24 protein-coding genes are annotated in these 24,545 nt (G+C 68.0%); 17 read left to right on the top strand and 7 right to left on the bottom strand.

Annotated elements, in window-relative coordinates; translation table 11 throughout:
• Positions 1-38: 38 nt before the first annotated feature.
• The 5 genes from AC1DW0_RS19215 to AC1DW0_RS19195 all read left to right on the top strand — a co-directional run bounded on the left by AC1DW0_RS19215 (position 39) and on the right by AC1DW0_RS19195 (position 7,627).
• Positions 39-1,052 (top strand): ABC transporter permease, encoded by a 1,014-nt coding sequence (locus tag AC1DW0_RS19215; RefSeq protein ID WP_477947392.1) that lies wholly within the window; start codon positions 39-41, stop codon positions 1,050-1,052.
• Positions 1,052-1,948 (top strand): ABC transporter permease subunit, encoded by an 897-nt coding sequence (locus tag AC1DW0_RS19210; protein ID WP_477947390.1) that lies wholly within the window; start codon positions 1,052-1,054, stop codon positions 1,946-1,948. The genes AC1DW0_RS19215 and AC1DW0_RS19210 overlap by 1 nt, the downstream gene beginning before the upstream one ends.
• Positions 1,949-2,558: 610 nt before the next feature.
• Complete coding sequence (locus tag AC1DW0_RS19205; protein ID WP_477947388.1) at positions 2,559-3,509, top strand: ABC transporter ATP-binding protein; 951 nt, start codon at positions 2,559-2,561, stop codon at positions 3,507-3,509.
• On the top strand, positions 3,502-4,461 hold the full coding sequence (locus AC1DW0_RS19200; RefSeq protein WP_477947386.1) for a peptide ABC transporter ATP-binding protein: 960 nt from the start codon (positions 3,502-3,504) through the stop codon (positions 4,459-4,461). The genes AC1DW0_RS19205 and AC1DW0_RS19200 overlap by 8 nt, the downstream gene beginning before the upstream one ends.
• 166 nt (positions 4,462-4,627) lie before the next feature.
• Positions 4,628-7,627 carry a TonB-dependent receptor gene (locus AC1DW0_RS19195; RefSeq protein WP_457356344.1) on the top strand — a complete coding sequence of 1,000 codons (3,000 nt, stop codon included), beginning with the start codon at positions 4,628-4,630 and terminating at the stop codon, positions 7,625-7,627.
• A 66-nt stretch (positions 7,628-7,693) separates the two neighbouring features.
• Here the strand turns inward: AC1DW0_RS19195 and AC1DW0_RS19190 are convergent, their stop codons facing one another.
• The 3 genes from AC1DW0_RS19190 to AC1DW0_RS19180 all read right to left on the bottom strand — a co-directional run bounded on the left by AC1DW0_RS19190 (position 7,694) and on the right by AC1DW0_RS19180 (position 9,832).
• Positions 7,694-7,948 carry a glycine zipper domain-containing protein gene (locus AC1DW0_RS19190; protein WP_056201292.1) on the bottom strand — a complete coding sequence of 85 codons (255 nt, stop codon included), beginning with the start codon at positions 7,946-7,948 and terminating at the stop codon, positions 7,694-7,696.
• Between the two features lie 160 nt (positions 7,949-8,108).
• Positions 8,109-8,411, bottom strand: coding sequence for a PsiF family protein (locus AC1DW0_RS19185; protein WP_056200449.1), 303 nt, complete (start codon positions 8,409-8,411; stop codon positions 8,109-8,111).
• An 83-nt stretch (positions 8,412-8,494) separates the two neighbouring features.
• Positions 8,495-9,832, bottom strand: a complete 1,338-nt coding sequence (locus tag AC1DW0_RS19180) for a serine/threonine-protein kinase (RefSeq protein ID WP_056200452.1) — start codon at positions 9,830-9,832, stop codon at positions 8,495-8,497.
• A gap of 40 nt (positions 9,833-9,872) precedes the next feature.
• Here AC1DW0_RS19180 and AC1DW0_RS19175 point away from each other — a divergent pair, with 40 nt between their 5' ends.
• The 8 genes from AC1DW0_RS19175 (at position 9,873) to AC1DW0_RS19140 (ending at position 17,414) form a co-directional block, all read left to right on the top strand.
• A complete protein-coding gene (locus AC1DW0_RS19175; RefSeq protein WP_056200455.1) occupies positions 9,873-10,271 on the top strand; it encodes a VOC family protein in 399 nt (132 codons plus the stop codon).
• Between the two features lie 54 nt (positions 10,272-10,325).
• Positions 10,326-12,044 (top strand): arginine--tRNA ligase, encoded by a 1,719-nt coding sequence (gene argS, locus AC1DW0_RS19170; RefSeq protein WP_056200458.1) that lies wholly within the window; start codon positions 10,326-10,328, stop codon positions 12,042-12,044.
• On the top strand, positions 12,041-12,706 hold the full coding sequence (locus tag AC1DW0_RS19165; protein ID WP_056200461.1) for an SPOR domain-containing protein: 666 nt from the start codon (positions 12,041-12,043) through the stop codon (positions 12,704-12,706). Before argS ends, AC1DW0_RS19165 begins: the two co-directional genes overlap by 4 nt.
• 31 nt (positions 12,707-12,737) lie before the next feature.
• Positions 12,738-13,400, top strand: a complete 663-nt coding sequence (locus AC1DW0_RS19160; protein WP_457322278.1) for a thiol:disulfide interchange protein DsbA/DsbL — start codon at positions 12,738-12,740, stop codon at positions 13,398-13,400.
• A gap of 73 nt (positions 13,401-13,473) precedes the next feature.
• Positions 13,474-14,133: a thiol:disulfide interchange protein DsbA/DsbL gene (locus tag AC1DW0_RS19155; RefSeq protein ID WP_056200468.1), complete on the top strand. Its 660-nt coding sequence runs from the start codon at positions 13,474-13,476 to the stop codon at positions 14,131-14,133.
• 71 nt (positions 14,134-14,204) lie between these two features.
• Positions 14,205-14,819, top strand: coding sequence for a lipopolysaccharide transport periplasmic protein LptA (gene lptA, locus AC1DW0_RS19150; RefSeq protein WP_162247822.1), 615 nt, complete (start codon positions 14,205-14,207; stop codon positions 14,817-14,819).
• Complete coding sequence (lptB, locus tag AC1DW0_RS19145; protein ID WP_056200473.1) at positions 14,816-15,601, top strand: LPS export ABC transporter ATP-binding protein; 786 nt, start codon at positions 14,816-14,818, stop codon at positions 15,599-15,601. Before lptA ends, lptB begins: the two co-directional genes overlap by 4 nt.
• A 307-nt stretch (positions 15,602-15,908) precedes the next feature.
• Positions 15,909-17,414, top strand: a complete 1,506-nt coding sequence (locus AC1DW0_RS19140) for an RNA polymerase factor sigma-54 (protein ID WP_056200476.1) — start codon at positions 15,909-15,911, stop codon at positions 17,412-17,414.
• A 14-nt stretch (positions 17,415-17,428) separates the two neighbouring features.
• Here the strand turns inward: AC1DW0_RS19140 and AC1DW0_RS19135 are convergent, their stop codons facing one another.
• The gene (locus AC1DW0_RS19135; RefSeq protein WP_056201295.1) at positions 17,429-18,262 is read right to left on the bottom strand and encodes an AraC family transcriptional regulator; all 834 of its coding nucleotides are present in this window, start codon (positions 18,260-18,262) and stop codon (positions 17,429-17,431) included.
• Positions 18,263-18,388: 126 nt separating this feature from the next.
• Here AC1DW0_RS19135 and AC1DW0_RS19130 point away from each other — a divergent pair, with 126 nt between their 5' ends.
• On the top strand, positions 18,389-18,736 hold the full coding sequence (locus tag AC1DW0_RS19130) for a hypothetical protein (RefSeq protein WP_056200478.1): 348 nt from the start codon (positions 18,389-18,391) through the stop codon (positions 18,734-18,736).
• A 38-nt stretch (positions 18,737-18,774) separates the two neighbouring features.
• Positions 18,775-19,707, top strand: a complete 933-nt coding sequence (locus tag AC1DW0_RS19125) for an alpha/beta fold hydrolase (RefSeq protein WP_477947380.1) — start codon at positions 18,775-18,777, stop codon at positions 19,705-19,707.
• 33 nt (positions 19,708-19,740) lie between these two features.
• On the opposite strand, the gene AC1DW0_RS19120 is transcribed toward AC1DW0_RS19125, so the two are convergent.
• Positions 19,741-20,604 carry an alpha/beta hydrolase gene (locus AC1DW0_RS19120; protein WP_477947378.1) on the bottom strand — a complete coding sequence of 288 codons (864 nt, stop codon included), beginning with the start codon at positions 20,602-20,604 and terminating at the stop codon, positions 19,741-19,743.
• Positions 20,605-20,657: 53 nt separating this feature from the next.
• Here AC1DW0_RS19120 and AC1DW0_RS19115 point away from each other — a divergent pair, with 53 nt between their 5' ends.
• Together AC1DW0_RS19115 and AC1DW0_RS19110 are read left to right on the top strand one after the other, a co-directional pair.
• On the top strand, positions 20,658-21,935 hold the full coding sequence (locus AC1DW0_RS19115) for a THUMP domain-containing class I SAM-dependent RNA methyltransferase (RefSeq protein ID WP_457444145.1): 1,278 nt from the start codon (positions 20,658-20,660) through the stop codon (positions 21,933-21,935).
• Positions 21,922-22,434, top strand: coding sequence for a hypothetical protein (locus tag AC1DW0_RS19110; RefSeq protein ID WP_056200492.1), 513 nt, complete (start codon positions 21,922-21,924; stop codon positions 22,432-22,434). The genes AC1DW0_RS19115 and AC1DW0_RS19110 overlap by 14 nt, the downstream gene beginning before the upstream one ends.
• Positions 22,435-22,658: 224 nt before the next feature.
• On the opposite strand, the gene AC1DW0_RS19105 is transcribed toward AC1DW0_RS19110, so the two are convergent.
• Both AC1DW0_RS19105 and AC1DW0_RS19100 read right to left on the bottom strand, forming a co-directional pair.
• Entirely contained in the window at positions 22,659-23,810 is a 1,152-nt protein-coding gene (locus tag AC1DW0_RS19105; RefSeq protein WP_457352323.1) for an MFS transporter, read from the bottom strand.
• Positions 23,807-24,520: a 16S rRNA (uracil(1498)-N(3))-methyltransferase gene (locus AC1DW0_RS19100; RefSeq protein WP_056200496.1), complete on the bottom strand. Its 714-nt coding sequence runs from the start codon at positions 24,518-24,520 to the stop codon at positions 23,807-23,809. Before AC1DW0_RS19100 ends, AC1DW0_RS19105 begins: the two co-directional genes overlap by 4 nt.
• Positions 24,521-24,545: the final 25 nt, after the last annotated feature.

The following is a 24,545-nucleotide window of genomic DNA, read 5'->3' as shown; positions in this document are numbered from 1 at the left end:
GTGCCTCTGTGGCTGTGTTTGTGCGCGAGGATCTATCCGTGCTGAGCTTCCTGCTCAAACGCCTGGCCACGCTGGTGCCGACGCTGATCGGCATCACGCTCGTCGCCTTCGGCCTGATCCGCCTCGTGCCCGGTGACCCCATCGAGGTGATGATGGGCGAGCGGCGCCTGGACCCCGAGGCGCACGCGGCCCTGGTCAAGCGCATGGGCCTGGACCAGCCGCTGCCGGTGCAGTACGCGGACTATGTCGGCAAGCTGCTGCACGGCGACCTGGGCCAGAGCCTGGTCAGCCGCGAGCCGGTCAGCAAGGAGTTCGCAGCGCTGTTCCCGGCCACCGTCGAGCTGGCCACGGCAGCGCTGATCTTCGCCGTGGGCTTCGGGCTGCTGCTGGGCGTCAGCGCGGGGCTCAAGCGGGGCTCGCTGCTGGACCAGGGCGTCATGGGCACTGCCACCATCGGCTATTCGATGCCGGTGTTCTGGTGGGGGCTGATCCTCATCATGTTCTTCTCGGTCAACCTCGGCTGGACGCCGGTGTCGGGCCGCATCGGCATCGAGTTCGACCCCGAGCGTGTGACCGGCTTCATGCTGATCGATTCGTGGCTGAGCAGCGAGGAAGGCGCCTTCAAATCCGCGCTGATGCACCTGATCCTGCCGGCCCTGGTGCTGGGCACCAGCACGCTGGCCGTCGTGGCGCGCATGACGCGCTCGTCCATGCTGGAAGTGCTGCGCGAGGACTATGTGCGCACGGCGCGCGCCAAGGGCCTGTCGCCCACCCGCGTCGTCGTCGTGCATGCGCTGCGCAATGCGCTGATCCCGGTGCTGACGGTGGTGGGCCTGCAGACCGGCAGCCTGCTCGCCGGCGCCGTGCTGACCGAAACCATCTTCTCGTGGCCCGGCATCGGCAAATGGCTGATCGACTCCATCGGGCGGCGCGACTATCCCGTCGTGCAGGCCGGCATCCTGATCTCGGCCCTGACCTTCATCGGCGTGAACCTGATCGTGGATGTGCTGTACGGGGTGGTGAATCCGCGGATCCGGGGAGGCGGTCACTGATGAGCGCCGTCCTTGAGAAAGCCATCGATCCGCCCGGCCCCCTGCGCGAGTTCTGGCTGGGCTTTGCCGCCAACCGCGGCGCCCTGGTCGCGTTGATCGTGTTCGCGGTCATCGCGCTCGCCTCGCTGTTCGCGCCGCTGATCGCCCCCCACGACCCCATAGAGCAATACCGCGACTTCATGCTGACGCCGCCCATCTGGGCCGAGGGCGGCAACTCGCGCTTCCTGCTCGGCACCGACGAGCTGGGTCGCGACATGCTGAGCCGGCTGCTGCATGGCGGCCGGGTGTCGCTGGGCATCGGCCTGGCGGCCGTCCTCATGTCCCTCATGCCCGGCGTGCTGCTGGGCCTGCTGGCGGCCTTCTTCCAGCGCTGGCTGTCGCCCGCCATCATGCGCGTGATGGACATCGTGCTGGCCCTGCCGGCGCTGCTGCTGGCCATCTGCGTCATCACCATCCTCGGGCCCGGCCTGGTCAACACCGTCATCGCCATCGCCATCGGCGCCCTGCCCGGCTATGTGCGGCTGACGCGCGCCGCAGCCCTGGGCGAGATCGGCCGCGACTATGTGACGGCCAGCCGCGTGGCGGGCGCCCATGTGTGGCGGCTGATGTTCATCACCGTGCTGCCCAACTGCATGGCGCCGCTGATCGTCAATGCGACGCTGAGCTTCTCGTCGGCCATCCTGGAGACGGCCGGCCTGGGCTTCCTGGGGCTGGGCGTGCAGGCGCCAACGCCGGAGTGGGGCACGATGCTGTCGTCCGCACGGGACTACATCACCCGCGCGCCTTGGGTCGTCACGCTGCCGGGGCTGACGATTTTGGTGAGCGTGTTGGCGATCAACCTGATGGGCGACGGGTTGCGCGATGCGCTGGATCCGAAGTTGAAGAAGGTGGCGTGATGGGCTGGCGGGGAAACGATGTGTTGATGCCTACGCCCAGCCGGGATTTCGCCCCGGCGGGCGACCTACTTTTTGCGCCGCCAAAAAGTAGGCAAAAAGCTCTCCCCTGCAAAACCGCCCCTGTCGGGGTGCCCTGCGATGCTCGAAGCCCGGGGCCGCGCCCAACTCACTTCGCTACGCTCCGTTCAGACAAAGGGGCGCGAAGTCAGAGCTTGAGGCTCGCTGCGCTCGCGCCCCGGGCTTCTGCGCTTCTCGGCGGTTTAGAAGGGGAGGCTCCAGGAACAGCCGGACAGCCAACAGCCAAGCCCCAAAGCCGTTCGCAACGAGGTATTCCTCTTCCCCCCTCTGAGCCTGCCGAGGAACGGAAGGCCTTGAGGCCGTGCGCGCAGCGCACTTCGTGGACTGACTCCGCGCAACTGTTTGACCGTAGCGTAGCGAAGGGAGTTTTGCGCGGGGCCTCAAGGCCTGAGTACCGCAGGGAACCCGAAGCGCAGCGCAGGGCGGGCGGATCGGGGGCGGTTTCTTTGGTTACTTTCTTGGGCGCCCAAGAAAGTGACTCGCCCGCGGGGGCGAAATCCCCGCTGGGCCTGGCCATCAACCCAAACCACCGATGAGCCTCCTCCAAATCAAGAACCTCCGCGTCCAGTTCGGCAACTTCCCCGCCGTCGACGGCGTGGACCTGACGCTGGACGCGGGCGAGCTGCTGGGCATCGTCGGCGAATCGGGCTCGGGCAAGTCGGTCACGATGCTCGCGCTGATGGGGCTCATCGACGCACCGGGCAAGGTCACGGCGGACGCGCTGGAGTTCCAGGGTCGCGACCTGCTGAAGCTCAACGCCTCGGAGCGCCGCGCGCTGATCGGCCGCGACGTGGCCATGGTGTTCCAGGACGCGCTGAGCAGCCTCAACCCGAGCTACACGGTCGGCGCGCAGATCGCCGAGGTGCTGAAGGCGCATCTGGGCCTGCGCGGAGCCGCAGCCAAGCAGCGGGTCATCGAGCTGCTGGAGCTGGTCGAGATCCCCGACGCGGCCAGCCGCGCCACCGCCTACCCGCACCAGCTCTCCGGCGGCATGAACCAGCGCGTGATGATCGCGATGGCAATTGCCTGCGGCCCCAAGCTGTTGATCGCTGACGAGCCCACCACGGCGCTGGACGTGACCATCCAGGCCCAGATCATGGCCCTGCTGTTGAAGCTGCAGCGCGAACAGGGCATGGGCCTGATCATGATCACCCACGACCTCGCCATCGTGGCCGAGATGGCCCAGCGGATTGCCGTCATGTATGCCGGCCAGATCGTCGAGACCGGGCCCGTACCGGAGCTGTTCGACGCGCCACGCCACCCGTACACGAATGCGTTGCTCGCAGCCATTCCCGAACACAACAAGGGCGCGACGCGCCTGTCAGCCCTGCCCGGCATCGTGCCCGGCGCGCTGGACCGGCCCAAGGGCTGCCTGCTGTCGCCGCGCTGCCCGCGCGTGCAGCCGCGCTGCGTGGCCGAGCGGCCGGCGCTGGAGAACGGTGTGCGCTGCTTCTTCCCCGTCGAGGAGCACGCCCATGTCTGAGCTCCTCCTCGAAGCGACCGACCTCGCCCGGCACTACAGCGTCAGCCGCGGCCTCTTTAGCCCCAAGGCCACGGTGAAGGCGCTCAACGGCGTCAGCTTCACCCTCGCGCCGAAGAAGACGCTGGCCGTCGTCGGCGAATCGGGCTGCGGCAAGAGCACGCTGGCGCGCCAGCTGACGCTGATCGAGCACCCGACGCGCGGCGCCTTGAAGATCAGCGGCACCGATGCCGCGACGGCCGACAAGGCCACGCTGAAGTCGTTGCGGCGCCAAGTGCAGATGGTGTTCCAGAACCCGTTCGCGTCGCTGAACCCGCGCAAGACCGTCGAGACCACGCTGGCCGAACCGCTGCTGATCAACACGCCGATGACGGCGCTGGAGCGGCGCGAGCGCGTGGCGGCGCTGGCGGCCAAGGTGGGCCTGCGGCCCGAGCATCTGCGCCGTTACCCGCACATGTTCTCGGGCGGCCAGCGCCAGCGCATCGCCATCGCCCGGGCCATGATCCTGAACCCCGGCATCGTCGTCGCCGACGAGCCGGTCAGCGCGCTGGACGTGTCCATCCAGGCCCAGATCCTGAACCTCTTCATGGACCTGCAGGACGAGTTCGGCACGGGCTATGTGTTCATCTCGCACAACCTCAGCGTCGTCGAGCATGTGGCCGACGAGGTCATGGTGATGTACCTCGGCACGGCCGTGGAGATTGGCGAGAAGAAGCGCCTGTTCGCGTCGCCGCTGCACCCCTACACGCGGGCGCTGATGAGCGCGACACCGGCGCTGCGCAAGGCGGACCGGCGCGAGCGCATCGTCATCCATGGCGAGCTGCCCAGCCCGTTGAATCCGCCCAGCGGCTGCAGCTTCCACAAGCGTTGCCCGCTGGCCATGCCGCGCTGCAGCGAAGAGGTGCCGCTGCTGCGCGAGGTGGACGGGCGGCGCGTCGCCTGCCACGTCGTTTGACGTGACTCGCAGGTGAGGCGCGGCGGGCATAACCGCCGTACATGCCCCGCCGTCATTCCGTGATGCGCGGAGTGTTGCTCCGGTGCCGACTTCGCGGGCTTGGCCCCTGATGGGGTGTGACTTGCGTCGCAAGAATCTTTGCATTCGGCAACGCAAGGACAACACCATGAGATTCCAGCCCACTCCCATCACCTGTGGCTTCGCCGCCCTGCTGATGAGCCTGCAGGGCGCAGCCCTGGCCCAGCAGGCCAACGCCCCGGACAGCGCCAAGGCCAAGGCCGACGCGCAGGCGCTGGAGAAGGTCGTCATCACGGGCATCCGCGCCTCGCTGGAAAGCTCGCTGGACGCCAAGCGCAACGCCTCGGCCAACGTGGACGTCATCACGGCCGTGGACGTGGGCAAGATGCCCGACAAGAACCTGGCCGACTCGCTGCAGCGCGTCGTCGGCGTGGCGGTGCGCACGGACTACGACGAGGCCGAGAAGGTCGCCATGCGCGGCACCAACCCCGACATGTCGCTGATCCTGTTCAACGGCCACACCGTCTCTGGCGGTGACTGGTACCTGTCCGACCAGGCCTCCAGCAGCCGCTCCACCAGCCTGTCGCTGATGCCCTCGTCGGTGCTGAACTCGGCCACCGTCTACAAGACCTCGCAGGCCAATATCCTGGACGGCGGCTTGGCCGGCACCATCAATGTGACGACCCGCAAACCCCTGGACAATCCGAAGGGCTTCAGCGGCGTGGTCAGCGCCGGCGCCGTGTACGCCGACCTGCCCGGCAAGACCAGCCCGCAGCTCAACGCCAGCCTGAACTGGAAGAACGAGGACAGCACGCTGGGCTTCATCGGCCAGGTCTTCGCCGAGAAGCGCTACATCCGCCGCGACACCGCCTCGCGCTTCGCCTACGGCGCCAACTCCGGCTGGGACCAGATCAACACGGCCACCATGCTGGGCATCACCGACGCCTCGCTGGCAGGCACACCCTACAAGGCAGCGGACTTGAACGGCGTGCGCCTGCCCGGCTCGATGTCCACCGAATTCGTGGAAGGTGTGCGCGACCGCAAGGGCGGCATGTTCTCCGGCCAGCTCAAGCCCACCAGCAATACCGAAGTCGGCCTGACCGGCTTCTACTCCAAGATGAACGCAGCCAACTTCGGCCGCGCGACCATGGGCGCCATCTACCAGATGCTGGCCGGCCAGTCCGGCCCGCTGGGCGGCACCACGGCCACCAACGTCAACGGCCAGCGTGTCTATGCCTCCATAAAAAACCCGGTAATCGTCGAAGAGGAGACCATCTACGGCCACAAGCTGCGCGTGCTGAAGTCCGCGGAAATCTCTTACGCGAACGGCCTGCCGGCCCAGTACGCCGGCGACTCCGAAGGCTTCTACCGCAGCGGCGCGTACGCCAGCTCCGGCTTCCTGGACCTGGATGGCAAGTGGGTCGTCAATGACAAGCTGACCCTCAAGGGCCTGCTGAGCACAACCAAGGGCGTCGGCCACACCGACATGGACCGCGGCCTGACCTACTCGCGCTACGGCCAGGGCATCAAGTACGACATCACCGACCTGGAGAAGGCGCCGGACTTCAGCTGGATCAACGCCGGCAGCGGCACCACGCCCCTGGCCAGCAGCGCGGCCGCCGGCACGCCCGGCTACCGCCTGACCGGCCGCAGCGGCCTGAACCGCTACCACACCATCGACAGCGAGAAGAGCTTCGCCATCGACGGCGAGTACACGCAGGACAGCGGCATCTTCAGCTCGATGAACTTCGGCTTTCGCAACGCCGATCACCGCCGCCAATACGGCCTGTCGACCGTGGCCTTGAAGTCCGCTTTCGTGGCAGCCAACGCGCCTGACCCGGCCCTGGCCGTGCCCTACCCCGGCGACTTCGGCCAGTACCTCGGCGGCAACTTCGACAACTCCGGCTTCTATTTCTCGCGGGACACGCTGACCAGCCTCTTCGGCGACCTGGCCAAGCAAACCAACTCTCAATGGGAGCGCCGCATCTCCGGCTCCATCGACCTGCGCGAAGTGCAGAGCGCGGCCTACCTGATGCAGAACTTGGAAGGCGAGAAGTGGTCCGGCAATGTCGGCCTGCGCCTGGTGCGCACGACCGTCACCTCCCGCACCCCCGTGCCGATTCCGGCAGGCGCCTGCCTGCGCATCGAGCCGGGCAAGCCCTATGTGCCCTGCGCCGCCTACCCGGACGCCATCCTCGACGTCAGCGAAGGCCAGCCCTACTACGACAACGTGCCCTTCAACGGTGCCACGGGCGTGATCTACCGAAAGGAGAGCACCCGGCGCACATTCGACGACATCCTGCCGAGCCTGAACCTGCGCTATGAGTTCGCCACGGGCCTGGTCGGCCGCCTGGGCCTGTCCAAGACCATCGGCCGCCAGAACTACAACCTCTACGGCGCTACCTATTCAGCCCAAGCCTGCAACTCGCAGGGCTGCACGGTGACCGGCCCGAACCCGAACCTGACGCCGATGAGCTCACGCAACCTGGACATCTCGGTGGCCTGGTATTACGACAAGCGCGCCATGCTGGCGCTCTCCGGCTTCAGTTCGCTGATCGACGGCTACGCCAAGACCGGAGGCACGTCGTCGGGCCAGACCGTCGAGCTGTACGACGGCACGACCAACCAGTACCGCACCTACCTGATCAACAGCTCAACGCAGCAGAAGGCCCGCATCCGCGGCCTCGAGCTGTCATGGGAACAGCCGATCGCCTGGGGCTTCGGCTTTCAGTCCAACGCCAGCTACACCGAGACGCGCGTCGAAGACGGCCGCCCGATGACCGGCGCTTCCAAGATTGCCGGCAATGTGGGCGGGTACTGGGAAAACGACGTGTTCAGCGCTCGCCTGGTCTACAACTACCGCGGCAAGTACGTGTCGAGCACCACGGCACCGTCCCCGACGGCCAACAGCCAGGGCAATTCGACCATCGGTGGTGTGCTGATGCCTTCCGCGCCGACGATCGCGGCACCGGTGTCCAACGTGGCCTTCTCGGCCAACTACAACGTCACACCGGAATTGCAGATCTCGTTCAGCGCCACCAACCTGACCAACCCGGTCCGCGCCACCTATCGCTATAGCGAGGCGGAGCAGCAGAAGGTCGACGCGTCAGGCCGCCAGTACTACCTGGAGGCGCGCTACAAGTTCTGAGACTTGCCTTGGCGCATCCTCGGCGCATCCAGGAAAGGCCGGCCTTGCGCCGGCCTTCTTCATTCCTCAGCGGTTTCTCTTCTTCGACACTTCATTGCCGACGACGCCGCCGGCCGCAGCGCCGATGGCGGCACCGGTGGTTGTGCCGGTCACCGCGCCGCCGACGACAGCGCCAGCCGTGGCGCCGACGATGGTGCTGGTCTCACGGGACGACATGCCCGCACAGGCCGTCAGGGCCAGCGTCGCGGCTGCGGCGAGGGACAGGACCGTCACGCGCCAATAGGCGCCATTCGGGCTGGAAAACGTTGCAAAGCTGTTCATGGTCTGCTCCTTGAGGGAGGTGATCAGGTGAGTCAACTTTCGTCGCCAGCCGCCGGCGCCGGAACCAGCCCAGGGGCCGATGAGGCGTGGGACTTGTCCTAGCGTACAAAGCAAAGAGCCACCCGAAGGTGGCTCTCGTCCTACAGGGCTTGTCAGCCAGTCACTTGGGCGCCGAGGCGGCGTCGGCCATGCACTTCTTGATGTGGCTCTTGGCTGCGGCGCCATGCAGCTTCTTGTCGGCGGCAGACTTGTCGCAGGCGGCGCTGGAAGGAGCAGCTGCGGGCGCAGATGCTGCAGCGGCGCCACCGGACAGGCATTCCTTCATGAAGGCCTTGCGCTCGTCACCCTTCTTGCCGCCGGTCTTGGCCTCGGCATTGCAGGCCTTCATCTTGTCCTGCTGCGGCGTGGCCTGGGCCCCAAAGGCAACGGCGGCACAGGCGAGCAGGATGGCAATTCGTTTCATCGGGAACTCCTTCTTCGGGAGGTGGATAGGCGAGTCAATTCAAGCATGCGCCCATGACACTGCCAAGCCGTGTTTCATCGGCGTCACAGAATTCTTCGCGGATGGTGCAGAGCCTCGTGGGCCGCGTGAAGGCGGCGCACCAGCACGCGGATGAAACCGCGGTCGAAGCGGTGCTGGCATTCGGGGCTCAGCTGGCCGACGGACTCGGGCGTGAAGCAGATCGTCGTGCACTCCTGGCTGACACGGATGTCGGCGCTGTGCCGGCGCAGGTCGGGGTTGGGCGCCAGATAGGCCATCTCGCCCACCGAGGTGCCCTGGCCCAGCGAGGCCACCAGCCGGCCGTCGCGGAAGACCTGGACCTCGCCCTGGGCAATGATGTGAAAGCTGTTGCCCTCCTGGCCGCGCCTGAATAGGGCATGGCCAACGGGGTAGCGCTTCCAGCGCGCGCGCCTCACCACCTCCCACAGCTGCACGTCGCCAAAGTCGGCAAAGAACTCCAGCGAGCGCAACAGGTTGAAACGTTCGGAGTCACGCACCTCGCCGAGGCGGTTCAGCGGCACCTGCTGGCTGGCCACCAGCGCCGACAAGGCCTGCGCAAAGCTCTCCCAGTCGGCGAAGCGCTCATGCGGGTTCTTGGCCAGCGCGCACAGCACGACGGCATCCAGCCCCTCGGTGACGCCCTGGCGCTGGCCCATCAGCGGCAGCGGCGGCTGGTGGTAGATCTGGTGCATCAGCGCCATCTGGTGCGGCGCATCGAAGGGCGGGCGGCCGCTGATCAGGTGGTAGAGCACGGCGCCCAGGGCGTAGATGTCGGCACGGCAGTCGACATCGCCGCCCTCGATCTGCTCGGGCGGCATGTAGGCGAGCGAGCCGACGCGGTGGATCTGGGTGGAATCGGCCAGCAGGTTGAGGGCCGAGCCGAAATCGCTGACCTTGACGTCGACGACCTGGCCGCCTTGGTCCAGCACGGCCAGCAGATTGGCCGGCTTGACGTCGCGGTGGATGACGCCCTGGCGGTAGACATAGCTCAGGGCCATCGCGCACTTGAAACCCAGCTCGACGATCTGGTCCAGCGGCAGCAGGCGGTCGCTGCGGCAGAAGTGCTTCAGCGTGACACCGGGCACGTACTCCATGACGAGATAAGGCGCGGCCTCCTCGGACACGGCGTCGACGATGGCCACGACATTGGGGTGGTGCAGCCGCCCGGCCAGGGCCGCCTCGGCGCTGAAGAAGCGGTTGCTGAAATCGCTGGCCGGTGCATTGGGCGGCGGCGCCCAGGCGCGCATGCGCTTGATAGCCACCTCCTTGTCCTGGAAGGGATCGCGGGCCAGGAAGACATCACTGGTTGCCCCCTCGCCCAGGCGCTTGAGCACCTGGTAGCGGCCGATATGGGCGGGCAGATCGTCAGCAGAGGCGGTCATCGCGAGGCATGATACGGGCCGCTCCTGGAGGTGCCGGCCCTTGTTCTCCCACGTATTTCTCGGTACTCGTGACTTCGAGCGCGCCTTGGCGTTCTACCGTCCGTTGATGGCACTGCTGGGCGTGGCCGAGCGCTTCTGCGAACCCGAAAAACCTTGGGCCGGATGGCAAAGCAGCCCCGGGCCACGGCCATTGTTTCTGCTCGGCAAACCTTTCGACGGCGAGGAGCACGTGCCCGGCAATGGCCAGATGGTGGCGCTGCTGGCTGCCGATCGCGCGCAGGTGGACCAGGCCCATGCGCTGGCCCTGGCCCACGGCGGCCGCTGCGAGGGCGCCCCGGGGCTGAGGCCCCAGTACCACGCGAACTACTACGGCGCCTATTTCCGCGACCCGGACGGCAACAAACTCTGCGTCGCCTGTCACGAGTCGACGGCCGGCTGAGTCGGCGCCGCCGGCGGCTCATGCGTTCAGGGGCTGCCTCCTAGAATCCCGCCCATGATCCAAGCCAAGCAGGCGCTGCTCGCCGCACTCGCCGACTCCCTCCAGGAAATTGCCCCCGGATCGAACGCCGCCGTGGCCTTCGAATCCCCCAAGCAGGCCGCCCATGGCGACTTCGCCTGCACCGCCGCCATGCAGCTGGCCAAGCCGCTCAAGGCCAACCCGCGCGAGCTGGCCACCCGACTGATCGCCGCGCTCGAAGCCAAACCGGCCTTCCAGACCTGGGTGCAGGCGCTGGAGATTGCCGGCCCGGGCTTCATCAACATCCGCCTCAAGCCCGAAGCCAAGCAGGCTGTCGTCGGCGAAGTGCTGGCCGCCGGAGCGAAGTTCGGTCACCGCGCGCCCACGGCCAAGCACGTCATGATCGAGTTCGTGTCGGCCAACCCGACCGGCCCGCTGCACGTGGGCCATGCCCGTCAGGCGGCGCTGGGTGATTCGCTGTGCTCGGTGTTCCAGAGCCAGGGCCACGACGTGACCCGCGAGTTCTATTACAACGACGCCGGCGTGCAGATCGCCACGCTGGCCAACTCCACGCAGATGCGCCTGAAGGGCTTCAAGCCCGGTGACGCCGAATGGCCCGAGGCGGCCTACAACGGCGACTACATCCAGGACATCGCCGACGCCTTCCTCGCCAAGGAAACGGTCAAGGCCGACGACCGCGAGTTCACCGCCTCGGGCGACGTGAACGACCTGGACAGCATCCGCCAGTTCGCCGTCGCCTACCTGCGCCACGAGCAGGACCTGGACCTGCAGGCTTTCGGCCTGAAGTTCGACAGCTATTTCCTGGAGACCAGCGTCTACGCCGGCGGCCAGTTGGAGAAGACGGTCGAGCGCATCGTCGCCAATGGCAAGACGTATGAAGAAGGCGGCGCGCTGTGGTTCCGCTCGACCGACTACGGTGACGACAAGGACCGCGTGATGCGCAAGTCCGAGGGTGGCTTCACCTATTTCGTGCCGGACATCGCGTACCACATCAACAAGTTCGAGCGCGGCTACACGCAGTGCATCAACATCCAGGGCACCGACCACCACGGCACCATCGCCCGCGTGCGCGGCGGCCTGCAGGCGGTCGACATGGGCATCCCGCAGGGCTTCCCGGACTACGTGCTGCACAAGATGGTCACGGTCATGAAGGGCGGCGAGGAGGTCAAGATCTCCAAGCGCGCCGGCAGCTATGTGACGCTGCGCGACCTGATCGACTGGACCAGCCGCGACGCGGTGCGCTTCTTCCTGATCAGCCGCAAGGCCGACACCGAGTTCGTCTTCGACATCGACCTGGCACTGAAGGCCAACGACGAGAACCCGGTGTTCTACGTGCAGTACGCCCATGCGCGCATCTGCTCGGTGATCCGCAAATGGGGCGGCGACGTGTCCACCATCGCCGACGCCGACATGAGCCTGCTGACCGCGCCGACCGAGGAGGCGCTGATGCTCAAGCTCGCCGCCTATCCCGACATGCTCGCGGGTGCCGCCGCCGGCATCGCGCCGCATGACGTGGCCTTCTATGCCCGCGATCTGGCGGGTGCGTACCACTCCTACTACGGCGCCGAACGGGTGCTGGACCAGGCACCCGAGCTGAGCCGCGCCCGCGTCGCGCTGCTGGCCGCGACGCGCCAGGTGCTGGCCAATGCACTGGGCATGCTGGGCGTCAGCGCGCCCGAGCAGATGAACCGCGATATTCCTGAATCTGCCGAATCCCTCACGGAGAACGAATGACTGCTGTCTCGAAACCCGCCGGCCAAAAGAACCAGAAAGGCGGCTTCGTCCTCGGGCTGATCGTCGGCCTGCTGGTGGGCCTGGCCGTTGCGCTGGGCGTGGCCCTGTACATCACCAAGGTGCCCATCCCCTTCGTGAACAAGGTGCCCCAGCGCACGGCCGAGCAGGACGCCGCCGAAACCGAGCGCAACCGCAACTGGGATCCGAACGCGCCGCTGGCCGGCAAGGCCGCCCGCAGCGCCAGCGGTGTCGTCAACGCGCCGGTGGCGACTGCGCCGCCGCCGCCGCCCAGCACGAACGCCAGTGCGGCCGCCGCGACGGCCAGCGCCGCCGCCACGGCAGCCCTGCCCCCGCCTGCCAAGCCAGCCGCCAAGGCCGAAGCACCCGCCTCCGCGCCCACCGCGACAGCTGCCGCCGGTGCCGACGCCTATGTCTACTTCGTGCAAGCCGGCGCTTTCACCCGCCCCGAAGAGGCCGAGTCCCAGAAGGCCAAGCTGGCCATCCAGGGCTTCACCGCCAAGGTCATGGAGCGCGAGCAGAACGGCCGCACCGTCTTCCGCGTGCGCCTAGGCCCCTCGGACACGCGCGAGGCCGCCGAAGACTTGCAGCGCAAGATTGAAGGGGCTGGCTTCGAGGCCAATCTCGTTCGTGTACAACGCTGACCCAACCACAGCCTGAAGGATGACTGCCGCCATGAAGCGCCGCGATTTCTCCGCCCTGCTCGCCTCCGCGCCCCTCGCTGGTGCTGCCGGCAACGCCCTCGCCCAGGGCGGCCCCATTGAAGGCCGCCAGTACCTGGTGCTGAACCCGCCACTGCCCACGACGCCGGGCAAGATCGAGGTGATCGAGTTCTTCTGGTATGGCTGCCCGCACTGCAAAGTCTTCGAGCCGGCCATCGAGGCCTGGGCCAAGCAGTTGCCGGCCGACGTGGCCTTCCGCAAGGTGCACGTGGCCTTCCGCGCCAACGTCAAGATCCACCAGCGCATGTTCTTTGCGCTGGAGTCCATGGGCAAGGAAGCGGCCGCGCGCCCGGCCATCTTCAATGCCATTCACCAGCAGGGCCTGGCCCTGGACGACGCCAAGAGCCAGGCCAAGTTCCTGGCCCCCCTGGGCATCGACCCGGCCAAGTACCAGGACGCCTACAACTCCTTCGGCGTCGTCACTAAATGCGCCCAGGCGGAGAAGCTGTCCGAGGCCTATCACATCGACGGCGTGCCCAGCATCGGCGTCGGTGGCCGCTTCCTGACGTCGCCCAGCCAGGCCGCCGCCGGCCAGCGCCTGCCCGAGGAGGAGCTCGGCCAGAAAGCGCTGCAGATCACCGAATTTCTGATCCAGCGCGTGAGGAACAAGGCATGAGCGCCGCGCCGGGCCGCCCCAAGCAAGCTCGCTTCCGCTCAGGCGGTCAGGCCGCAGGCCGAAGGGTGCCAACATGAAGCGCCGGGAAGCCACCGCGATCCTGATCGCAGGCGGCTTCGCGCCAGCCGTGTTCGCCCAGGGCGGCCCGGTCGAGGGCAAGCACTACGCGCGCCTGGGCCAGACCCTGCCGGGCACGCCCGGCAAGATCGAGGTCATCGAGTTCTTCTTCTACAAGTGCCCGCACTGCAATACCTTTGACCCGCTGCTGGAGGCCTGGGTGCACCAGCTGCCGGCCGACGTGAGCTTTCGCCGCGTGCCGGTGGGCGCGCAGCTCGTGCTCAAGCTGCACCAGCGCATGTACTACGCCCTCGAGGCGATGGGCGCGCTGACGCCGGCAGTGCACGGCGGCATCTTCAGCGCCTTCCACCGTGGCGGCGTCGAAGCCAATGACGAGGCTGCCGTCGTCGCCCTGGTCGGCCGGTTGGGCGTGGACACGGCCAAGTTCAAGCAGGCCTTCGGCTCCTTCGGCGTGCAGGCCAAGGTGCAGCAAGGCATGAAGCTGGCCGAACTGAGCGGCGCCGACAGCACGCCGACGCTCGTCATCGGCGGACGCTGGCGCACCGACCCTGGCATGGCGGGTACGCCCGGCCAGAGCGAGGTGGCCCAGGGCCAACAAGCGCTGGCCGTGGCGGACTTCCTCGTCAAGATGGCACGCGCTGGCAAGGTTTCCTGACGGACTTGCCGCCTGGGAAAGGCTGGGGACGGCAACCGGCCCCTAGAATGGCCTGCAACTTCCGTGCCGCCATGCCCCGCCAACTGATCCCGCTCGCCGCTGCGCTCACTCTGGCGCTCGCCTTCTCCGCCGCCCAGGCGGAGAAAGCCGATCGGCTCAAGCCCATGGTTTTCACGGCCGACAAGGAAGGCCGGATCGACAGCGTCAACCAGCGCACCGAGCTGTTCGGCAACGTCATCATCACCAAGGGCACGCTGATGCTGCGCGCCGAGAAGGTGGACGTGCGCGAGACCCGGGACGGCTACCACCAGGCCTATGCCAGCGGTGCAACCGGCCAGCCGGTCAGCTTCCGCCAGGCGCGCGACACGCCCGGCGAAGCCATCGAAGGCCATGCCGATCAGCTCGAATACGACACCAAGTCCGAGACCGTGCGCTTCATCGGCAATGCCAATGTGCGCCGCATGAACGGGGCGACGGTGGCCCAGGAAGTCACGGGCGCCGTCATCATCTATGACAGCCGCACCGAGGTCTTCGCGCTGGAAGGCGGCAGCGCCTCGCCCAACCCGAATGGCCGCGTGCGCATGGTGCTGATGCCGCGCGCCCAGCCCGACACCCCGGCCTCGGCGCCCCCGGCAGGGCTGCCGCTGCAGCCATCCACGACGATCACACCGCCGAAATCTCCATGACCACGGCCGAACCCGTCACCAGCCGCCCCGCGGCGGAATGCGGAAGCCGCCTTGAGGCCGAGGCGCTGGCCAAGACCTATGGCGTGCGCAAGGTCGTCAAGAATGTCCATGTGCGCGTGGACTGCGGCGAGGTCGTCGGCCTGCTCGGCCCCAATGGCGCGGGCAAGACGACCAGCTTCTACATGATCGTCGGGCTGGTGCGTTCGGACGCCGGCGTCATCCGCATCGACGGCGCCGAGGTGCAGCGCCTGCCCATCCATGCCCGCGCCCGTCTGGGCCTGAGCTACTTGCCGCAGGAAGCGTCGATCTTCCGCAAGCTGACCGTCGAGCAGAACATCCGTGCGGTGCTGGAGCTGCAGCAGGACGAACGCGGCAAGGCCCTGTCCAAGGCACGCATCGACGAGCTGCTGAACAGCCTGCTGCACGACCTCTCCATCGAAGGCCTGCGCGACAGCCCGGCGCCGGCGCTGTCGGGCGGTGAGCGCCGTCGCGTCGAGATCGCCCGGGCGCTGGCAACACAGCCGCGCTTCATCCTGCTGGACGAGCCCTTCGCCGGCGTCGACCCCATCGCGGTGCTGGAGATCCAGCGCATCATCGGCTTCCTGAAGGCGCGCGGAATCGGCGTGCTGATCACGGACCACAACGTCCGCGAGACGCTGGGCATCTGCGACCGCGCCTACATCATCAGCGAGGGCGCCGTGCTCGCCGAAGGCACGCCCGACGAGATCGTGGCCAACGCCGACGTGCGCAAGGTCTATCTCGGCGAAAACTTCAGAATGTGATGAGCCCCTCGTCCAGTCTTGCCCTGCTGAACGCGGGCCAGCCTAGCCGGTCTTGCAGACCGCGCTGCGGCTTGCGCCGCATCCCTTCGGCAGGCACATCGCGCCCACTGGGCGCAATGTGTCCGGCCTCAGCCCCCGAGGGGGCGGCGATGCTTGCGGCATCGAGCCGCAAGCACATCGCCATGGCGGGCCGGCTTGGTGAACTGGAGTCGGACACAAGCAGTCCCTGCGGACTGCTTGTGCCTACGACAGGCCATGGGCCTCTGGCCCATGGCAGCCCAGCGCTCGGCCCGAAAGACGTCGCGCCATGAAGCAGACGCTCCAGGTCAGGCTCAGTCAGCATCTCGCGCTGACGCCCCAGCTGCAGCAATCCATCCGGTTGTTGCAACTGTCCACGCTGGAGCTGCACCAGGAAGTCGAGCAGATGCTGGCCAGCAACCCGCTGCTGGAGACCGAAGAGGAATTCACCGTCAGCACGCCCGAGCTGGCCAGCAATGCGCCGGCCGAAACGTCGGCTGCGGAAACCAGCAGTGACACCGGCGCCGAAGCAGAGACCGCCGAGGCGCCCGAGCTGAGCGGCGAGGACTTCGGCGGCACCGAGCGCGAGGACTGGGAGAACGGCACCGAGAAGGACGACTTCGACGGCATCCGCGAGCTGCCCTCCAGCAGCGGCAGTGGCAGCGGCGACGACGACGGCGAGCGCGAGAGCCAGGAATTCGCCGAACTGACGCTGGCCGAGCACCTGGCCGAGCAGCTCGCCGGCCACCACCTGTCGCCGGAGGACCGCGCCGCCCTGCAGGTGCTGATCGAATCGCTGAACGAGGACGGCTACCTCGAAGACCCGCTCGAGGAGATCGCCGCGGCCCTCATCGAGGACGAAGAGACTCGCGAGGACCTGCTGGACCGCCTGCGCATCGCGCTGCGCCTGCTGCAGAGCCTGGAGCCCGCGGGCATCGCCGCACGCGACCTGTCCGAATGCCTGGTGCTGCAGCTGCGCGCCTGCCCGAAGTGCCCTGCCCAGGTCATCGCCATCCTGATCTGCAAGGGTCATCTGGAATTGCTGGCCCGCCGCGACATGCGCCGCCTGATGGCCGAGACTGGTGCCGACGAAACCATGCTGCGCGAAGCCCAGGGGCTGATCACCCAGCTCGAGCCCAAGCCCGGCCGGCGCTTCACTCAGGGCGCCGCGGCGGCCATCGTGCCGGACGTCATCGTGCGCAAGAGCGGCCGCGAATTCCGCGTCATGCTCAACCCCGAGGTGGCGCCCAAGCTGCGCATCAACGACCTCTATGCCAACGCATTGCGCGCCACGCGCGGCGGCATCAGCAACTCGCCGCTCGGCGGCCAATTGCAGGAGGCGCGCTGGTTCATCAAGAACATCCAGCAGCGCTTCGACACCATCCTGCGCGTCAGCCAGGCCATCGTCGAGCGCCAGCGCGGCTTCTTCACGCATGGTGCGCTGGCCATGAAGCCGCTGGTGCTGCGCGAGATTGCCGACGAGCTCGGCCTGCACGAGTCCACCATCTCGCGCGTGACGACGGCCAAGTACATGGCCACCAGCTGGGGCACTTTCGAGCTGAAGTATTTCTTCGGCTCAGGGCTCAGCACCGAGGCCGGCGGCGAGGCGTCCAGCACCGCGGTGCGCGCACTGATCAAGCAGTTCGTCGCCGCCGAGGACATCAAGAAACCGCTGTCCGACAGCGCGCTCGCGGCCATGCTGGAAGAGCAAGGCATCCAGTGCGCGCGGCGCACGGTGGCCAAGTACCGCGAGGCGATGAAGATCGCGCCAGCGAATCTGCGCAAGGCGCTTTAGGCGCCGCTTCGCCTTCAGCCCTGCGGCAACGCGCCCTTGCGCCACTCCCTCGGCGACTGCCCCGTGTGCGCCCGGAAGGCGCGTGACAGCGCCGCCTCGCCGCCGTAGCCCACGTCCGCCGCGATGTGCTTGAGAGCCCGCCCTTCGCGCAGCCCCTTCTGCGCCAGGCCGATGCGCCAGCGCTGCAGGTAGACGCCCGGCGTGCAGCCGACGACGTCGCGGAAGGTGTTGGCGAATACGGTGCGCGACATGCCGGCCTGCGCCGCCAGCTCCTCCAGCGGCCACTCGAGCTGGGGTGAGTCATGCAGGGCCACCAGTGCCCCGCGCAGCCGTGGGTGTGACAGGCCGGCCAGCATGCCCGACTCCACCTGGCCCTGCGACATCAGCTCGCGCAGCACCCAGATCATCAGCACCTCGAACAGCCGGTTCAGCATCAGCTGGCGGCCGCAGTGAGTGGCTTCGGCCTCGGCGAACAGCTGGCCCAGCACCGGCGCGCAGCTCGGCACCGCCGCCAGCGGCAGGCAGACCCAGGGCGGCAGCGCCGCGGCGATGGGGTGGCTGGCGCCGCCTTCGAAGGCCATGTGGGCACAGACGAACTGGGCGCCGCAACTCGGGTCCGTGACGAAGCGATGCGCCAGCGGGCGCGGGTAGAGCAGCAGGCTGGGCTTGTCGATGCGCAGCAGCTCCGGCGCGCCGTGGTGCACCTCGACGCCGCCCTCGCGGATCAGGTGCAGCTGGCCGCGCCCGGCCTGGGGCTCCAGGCTGTTGACGCCGCACAGCGGGCCGGTCTGGAAGGTCTCGGCCCGCACGGCGAAGTGCGTGAAGAGGGCGGCAAGTCGGTCGGCCATGGTCAGTACGAATTGCAAACTAAGACGTACCAAATGGTATTTCAAGTACGAGCTTCATCGGCAAAGTTCGTTCTGTCGCAAGACAAACAAACCCCACCCCAAGACACCGACTTCCAGGAGCCCGCCATGACCCGCCAACCCAGCTTCAACCGCGCCGTTTTCCAGCTGCTGTTTGCCAGCGCCGCCCTTGTCGGCACCGCAGCCGACGCGCAGTCCTATGTGACGGACCCTGAGTCGGGCACCAACGTCAGCGTGGCGTCCACCGTCTCGCGGGCCGAGGTGCTGGCCGACCTGAAGGTCTACCAGGAGTCGGGCCTCGCCGCTGCCGAGCGCGCCGCAGCTGAGACCGGCCAGGACACGCCCGCCCTGCTGGCCGCACGCCAACGCTACGCCACCCTGCGCCAGGGCGACCGCTACGCCGCCCTGGTGGCCGAGTACGCCGCGCGCCGCGGCGAAGCCCACCGCCCCGCCTGATCGCCACGCCCCAACCCCATCACTTTCGAAAGCCCCCCATGAACGCCTTCACCCGCCTCGCTCTCGCCGCCACCATCGCCATCGGTGGATTCGCCGTCCAGACCCAGGCCCTGGCCGCCCCGACCAAGGCGGCCATCGCCAGCCCCTACGTGGCCGCCAACGACGGCACGCCCCTCTACGTCAAGGACTGGGGCCCGAAGACCGGCCCGGTCGTCGTCTTCAGCCATGGCTGGCCGCTGAACGCGGACAGCTGGGAGTCGCAGATGCAGTTCCTGGCCGACAAGGGCTACCGCGTCATCGCCCATGACCGCCGCGGCCATGGTCGCTCGGGCCAGCCCTGGGCGGGCAACAACATGGACCAGTACGCCGACGACCTCGACGCCGTGCTGCGCGCGCTGGACGTCAAGCGCGCCACGCTGGTGGGCTTCTCCACCGGCGGCGGCGAAGTGGCCCGCTACATCGGCCGCCATGGCACTGCACGCGTCGCCAAGGCCGTGCTGGTGAGCGCCGTCACGCCCATCATGGTCCAGAGCCCGACCCACCCCGAAGGCGTGCCCACCGCTGTATTCGACAGCCTGCGCAAGGCCTCGCTCGACAACCGCGCCCAGCTCTACAAGGACATCGCCGGCGGCCCCTTCTTCGGCTTCAACCGCCCCGGTGCCAAGCCTTCGGCCGGCCTGGTCGACAGCTTCTACGTGCAGGGCATGCAGGCCGGAGCCAAGGCCACCTACGACAGCATCGAGGCCTTCTTCCATTCCGACTTCCGCGCCGACCTGAAGAAGTTCGACATCCCGACGCTTGTCATCCACGGTGCCGACGACCAGATCGTGCCCATCGAGACCACCGGCCGCGCCACGGCCAAGCTGGTCAAGGGCGCCCGCCTCATCGAGTACGCCGACGGCCCGCACGGCATCACCGACACGCACAAGGACCGCCTCAACCAGGACCTGCTGGACTTCATCCGCCAATAAGCCTCAGGGGAGCCGGGCAGTGCCCGGCTCGTCCTAGTCTTTGGACGGCCCGGTCTCCGGCGCCAGCGGCTCGAACACAAAGCGCATGCCGCGCGTGTAGCTCTCGGCCTTGGTGCCGGCATGGCGCTCGCCGTCGATGGTGCGGCTCTGGAACACCAGGCCCGGGTGCTTCAGCTCCGGCAGCAACGCCTGGTAGCGCTTGATGCCGGCCAGGAAGCCGGGCCACTCGTATTCCGCGCCGGTCACGTAGAGCCGCGCCTTGATGGGCTTGCCCGTCGCGGCATAGGCCTTGGCCTGGCCGATGATCCAGTCATTGCCCATGACGACGGCCGGGCTGGCGGCGATATAGCCCTTGAAGAGATCGGGCTTGGCATACATCGCGTGCAGCGTGAACAGGCCGCCGAGCGAGCTGCCCGCCAGGTAGCGCTGGGCCGGGTCGGCGCGGTAGTCGCGCTCCATCAGCGGGAAGATGTCCTTTTCCAGCGCCGCGATGAACTTGTCGGCATTGCCGGTGCTGGAAGACAGCGGGTTCATGCGCACGGGCGACAGCTCCCAGCCGCGCAGCTCGCCGTAGTCGAGGTTGTCGCCGGCGTAGCCCAGGCCCACCGTGATGAACTCCGGCACGACCTTGTCGTAGTTCAGGTTGTTGTACGAGGCGACGACGGTGGCGAAGTCCCAGTAGCCGTCGGTCACGTAGAGCACCGGATAACGGCGCTTCGGGTCCTTCGTAAACGACCCAGGCAGGTGGATGTGCAGCTGGTAGGTGCGGCCATCCGCGTTCTTGGGCAGGGCGCGCAGTTGCGTGTTGCCGACGGTGTGCGGCGGATAGGCAGACGCCTGGGCGCATGCCTGAAACGCGGTGAACAGGAAGGCGAGGGTCAGGACGATTCGCTTCATGGCGGGGGTGCACACGGATGATGGCAACGTTGTCAGTTTAGAGGGCGGCGACAATGCACCCCGTGAGCCTGCCCAACAAACTTTCCCTGTTCGTGTCCTGCGCCGGCGGCGTCGAACCCTTGCTCGAAGAAGAGCTGAAACGCTTCCTGCCGCCCGGTGTGCGCAGCAAGGTGGAGCCGCTGCGCGGCGGCTGCGGCCTGGTCGGTGGCCTGGAAGACGCGATGCGCATCAACCTCGAAAGCCGGCTCGCGCAGCGCGTGCTGATCGAGCTGATCGAGGGGCCTTACCGCCACGAGGAAGACCTCTATGCGCTGGCCCGGCGCGTCGACTGGCGCGACTGGATCACGCCGCGCGAGACCATCCGCGTCGACACCATCGCGCAGCGCTCGCCGCTGAAGAGCCTGAATTTCACGACGCTGCGCATCAAGGACGCGATCTGCGACCAGCTGCGCGAGCACACCGGCGAGCGACCCAGCGTGGACACGCACTCGCCCGACCTGCCCGTGCTGCTGCACGTCGGCCCCGAACGCGCGGCGATCTATGTCGACACCTCGGGCGAGCCGCTGTTCAAGCGCGGCTGGCGTGTCGACAAGGGCGATGCACCGCTGAAGGAGACCCTCGCCGCCGCGATGCTGGCCGCTGCCGGCTGGCGCGGTGAGAGCGCCCTGCACGACCCCTGCTGCGGCTCCGGCACCATCCCCATCGAGGCCGCGCTGATCGCCTGTGATTCAGCCCCCGGCCTGCTGCGCCGCTTTGCTTTCGAACGCCAGATCCCGTTCTCCACGCCCGCGCTGAAGGCCGCCTGGGGCGAGATGGCCCAGGCCGCCCGTGCCCGTGTCCATGCCCCCGCCGTGCCCATCTACGCCAGCGACGTGGCCTTCCGCATGGTCGACTTCGCGCGCCGCAATGCCGAGCGCGCCGGCGTGGCCCAGTACATCCAGTTCAACGGCGGCGACGCGCTGGAGCGGCCCGCGCCCCAGTTGCCCGAAGGCATGGCCGGCAGCATCATGATGAACCCGCCCTACGGCGAGCGCATCGAGGTGCGCGGCAAGGCGGCGATGACGCGTGACGCCGGTGGCAGCGAGGAGCGCGATGCCGGCGACGATTTCTTCCCGCGCCTGGCTGCGCACTGGAAGCGCCAGTACACCGAAAACCCCGCCGGCTGGACGGCCTGGATGCTGAGCCCCGACATGAAGCTGCCGAGCAAGATGCGGCTCAAGGAGTCTCGCCGCGTGCCGATGTGGAACGGCCCCATCGAATGCCGGCTGTTCCGCTTCGACCTGGTCAAGGGCTCGGCTCGCAAGGTCACCGAAGGCGATGCGCCCGCGTGAGCTGATCGCTGCCGTGGCGCTGGCGCTGGCTGCGGCCGCCGCCCAGGCCGAGCCCTGCACCCTGGTGTTCGGCCAGGGCCGCAACCCGCCGTTGAAGGACGGGCCGGACTGGGATGATCTGAACCAGCGCTTCAACGCCGCCGTCACCAATACCCTGGACGTCGAGGGCCGGCGCGTCATCCCGATGACGGCGTCCGCCGTGCAGGCCGATCCCGCGGCCGCCGGTGTCGCGCTGCTCGAACAGGCCGACAACCTTCACTGCAACACGCTGATCGAAACCGCCCTCTTTGTGGATCAGAACGACACGCTGGTGCTGCGCTTGCGCGTCTACCCGCTGCTGCCTACGCTGGGCGACGGCGGCGTCATCAACGGCCTGCGCATTGGCGCGCCGCTGTTCGTGACCCAGCGCGACCTCGCCTTGGCAGCGCTGGTGCGCCTCAAGCCCGATCTCGTCGGCCAGCAGATGGCGGCCGAATACCTTCAGCACGACCGCCGCTGACATTGCCCCCTCGCCCAGTCTTGCGGCGCTGAGCGCGCGCAAACCTGGTCGGTCCCCCGAGGGGACGGCGATGCTCGCGGCATTGAGCCGCAAGCACATCGCCAGTCGGGCCGGCTCGGTGAACTGGAGTCGGACACAAGCAGTCCCTGCGGACTGCTTGTGCCTACGGAAGGCCATGGGCCTCTGGCCCATGGCAGGCCCAGCGCTCGGCCCGGAATACCCAGTCATCGCCGCGTGGCAAGGCCGGCAAGCGCCGCGGCGCATAACGCGATCGGCACCAGGCTGGCCCAGTTCATCCACTGCCAGCCGCCCGTCGTGACGAGGGCGCCAGAGGAGAACGAGGTCAGCGTCATCGTCGCGTAGACGCCGGTGTCCAGCAGCCCTTGCGCGCGCGTCTTCTCTTCGGGGCGGTAAGCCTGCGTGAACAGCGTCGTGCCGCCGATGTAGAGGAAGTTCCAGCCGATGCCGAGCAGCAGCAATGCGCCGAGGAAGTGGTCGCGGTCCTGGCCCGACAGCGCGAAGGCAACGCAGCCCAGGTTGAGCAGCACGCCCACCGACATGACGGGCAGCACCCCCACGCGCTTGATCAGGGGGCCGGTGAAGAAGCTCGGCACGAACATGCCCAGCACATGCCATTGCAGCACCATGCCGGCGTCAGCGAAGGGCAGGCCGCACTGGCCCATGGCGATGGGCGTGGCGGCCATCAGCAGGTTCATGACGCCGTAACCGAGCGCACTCGCGGCCAGCGCCACCATGAAGACCGGCTGGCGCAGCAACTCGGCGCTGCTGCGGCCGCCGGCACCGGGCGCGGGCTGGACGAGCGCGGGGAATTCGATCAGCGAGATCAGCACCAGCCCCGCCAGCGCAACGCCCATCAACAGCAGGTAGGCGCCGGCAAAGGGCGCCACCAGCAGATCCTTGCTCGCAGTGGCCAGCCAGGGCCCGAGGATGGCGCCCAGGCAGCCACCGCCCAACACCCAGGAGATCGCGGCCTCGCGCTTGGCCGGTGCGACGAGTTCGGTCGCCGCAAAGCGGTAGAGCGCCGCGTTGGCCGTGTAGTAGCCAGCGATCAGCGTCGCAATGACGACGCCCCAGAAGCTCTGGTGCAGCACGCTCCACAGCGACATCGCGCAGCTGGCGAGGGCGACGAGCAGGCCGATCTGGAAACCGCGTCGGCGCCCGAAGCGCAGCTGGTGGCGCCCCACCATGCGCGCCATCAACGCGCCGCCGGTCACATAGGCGCAGATCGGCAGCGTCGCCATCCATGGCCGCGGCGCCAGCGCCAGCCCCACGAGGCCGTTGATGGCCATGAAGCAGATGTTGTTGGTGAGGAAGAGGCCCTGGGCGAGGACCAGCAGCGCCAGTTTCCTGTTCACGTCAAGGCGAGCCAGGACAGCACCGCCAGCGGGGCGGTGTCCGCGCGCAACACGCGCGGGCCCAGCGTGACGGCCGCAAAGCCACGGGCGCGAGCGGCGTCCTCTTCGGCGTCGCTCAAGCCGCCCTCGGGGCCGCTGAGGAAAAGGGCCCGCTTCTGCGGGAAGGCCGCGACCGGCTCGGCTGCGCGCGGGCTCAGCAAGCCTCGCCATTCGTCGTCGCGATCCGGCAGAGCCGCGAGCCAGGTGGCCAGCGTCTGCACGGGCTCGATGCGAGTCGGCACCGTGCGCCCGCTCTGCTCGGCGGCGGCAACGGCCACGCCCTGCCAGTGGGCGCGCTTCTTGTCGGCCCGCTCGCCATTCAGGCGCAGCACCGAACGCTCGCTCATCAGCGGCTGAATGGCCGCGGCGCCGAGCTCGGTGGCTTTCTCGACCAGGAAGTCCATGCGGTCATTGGCCGGCATGACGACGGCCAGCGTCACCGCACGGGCCAGCTCGCGCTGCGGCCGCTCGGCCGTGAGGAGGCGAACCCGTACCTCGCTGCGGCCCATGGCGGTCACTTCGGCCTGCCATTCAGGGCCGCTGCCGTCGAAGAGGGTCAACGCGTCACCGGGTTGCAGGCGCAGCACCTGCACATGGCGGGCGGCACCGGGAGGCAGGGCGATGTCGCCGTCGGTCACGGCAAGCGGGGTATCGACGAAGAAGCGGGGCAAGGCGGATGGCGGGGCGTGACGAGCC

This window comes from Roseateles sp. P4_D2, assembly GCF_056401875.1.
The sequence above is the reverse complement of the archived record's forward strand: the minus strand, read 5'-3'. Positions and strand labels throughout refer to the sequence as shown.

Excerpts from the sequence above, each read along its gene's own strand:
- AC1DW0_RS19210 (WP_477947390.1), top strand. The coding sequence starts at position 1,052 with ATGAGCGCCGTCCTTGAGAAAGCCATCGATCCGCCCGGCCCCCTGCGC.
- AC1DW0_RS19205 (WP_477947388.1), top strand. The coding sequence starts at position 2,559 with ATGAGCCTCCTCCAAATCAAGAACCTCCGCGTCCAGTTCGGCAACTTC.
- AC1DW0_RS19200 (WP_477947386.1), top strand. The coding sequence starts at position 3,502 with ATGTCTGAGCTCCTCCTCGAAGCGACCGACCTCGCCCGGCACTACAGC.
- AC1DW0_RS19195 (WP_457356344.1), top strand. The coding sequence starts at position 4,628 with ATGAGATTCCAGCCCACTCCCATCACCTGTGGCTTCGCCGCCCTGCTG.
- AC1DW0_RS19190 (WP_056201292.1), bottom strand. The coding sequence starts at position 7,948 with ATGAACAGCTTTGCAACGTTTTCCAGCCCGAATGGCGCCTATTGGCGC.
- AC1DW0_RS19185 (WP_056200449.1), bottom strand. The coding sequence starts at position 8,411 with ATGAAACGAATTGCCATCCTGCTCGCCTGTGCCGCCGTTGCCTTTGGG.
- AC1DW0_RS19180 (WP_056200452.1), bottom strand. The coding sequence starts at position 9,832 with ATGACCGCCTCTGCTGACGATCTGCCCGCCCATATCGGCCGCTACCAG.
- argS (WP_056200458.1), top strand. The coding sequence starts at position 10,326 with ATGATCCAAGCCAAGCAGGCGCTGCTCGCCGCACTCGCCGACTCCCTC.
- AC1DW0_RS19165 (WP_056200461.1), top strand. The coding sequence starts at position 12,041 with ATGACTGCTGTCTCGAAACCCGCCGGCCAAAAGAACCAGAAAGGCGGC.
- AC1DW0_RS19160 (WP_457322278.1), top strand. The coding sequence starts at position 12,738 with ATGAAGCGCCGCGATTTCTCCGCCCTGCTCGCCTCCGCGCCCCTCGCT.
- AC1DW0_RS19155 (WP_056200468.1), top strand. The coding sequence starts at position 13,474 with ATGAAGCGCCGGGAAGCCACCGCGATCCTGATCGCAGGCGGCTTCGCG.
- lptA (WP_162247822.1), top strand. The coding sequence starts at position 14,205 with ATGCCCCGCCAACTGATCCCGCTCGCCGCTGCGCTCACTCTGGCGCTC.
- lptB (WP_056200473.1), top strand. The coding sequence starts at position 14,816 with ATGACCACGGCCGAACCCGTCACCAGCCGCCCCGCGGCGGAATGCGGA.
- AC1DW0_RS19140 (WP_056200476.1), top strand. The coding sequence starts at position 15,909 with ATGAAGCAGACGCTCCAGGTCAGGCTCAGTCAGCATCTCGCGCTGACG.
- AC1DW0_RS19135 (WP_056201295.1), bottom strand. The coding sequence starts at position 18,262 with ATGGCCGACCGACTTGCCGCCCTCTTCACGCACTTCGCCGTGCGGGCC.
- AC1DW0_RS19130 (WP_056200478.1), top strand. The coding sequence starts at position 18,389 with ATGACCCGCCAACCCAGCTTCAACCGCGCCGTTTTCCAGCTGCTGTTT.
- AC1DW0_RS19125 (WP_477947380.1), top strand. The coding sequence starts at position 18,775 with ATGAACGCCTTCACCCGCCTCGCTCTCGCCGCCACCATCGCCATCGGT.
- AC1DW0_RS19120 (WP_477947378.1), bottom strand. The coding sequence starts at position 20,604 with ATGAAGCGAATCGTCCTGACCCTCGCCTTCCTGTTCACCGCGTTTCAG.
- AC1DW0_RS19115 (WP_457444145.1), top strand. The coding sequence starts at position 20,658 with ATGCACCCCGTGAGCCTGCCCAACAAACTTTCCCTGTTCGTGTCCTGC.
- AC1DW0_RS19110 (WP_056200492.1), top strand. The coding sequence starts at position 21,922 with ATGCGCCCGCGTGAGCTGATCGCTGCCGTGGCGCTGGCGCTGGCTGCG.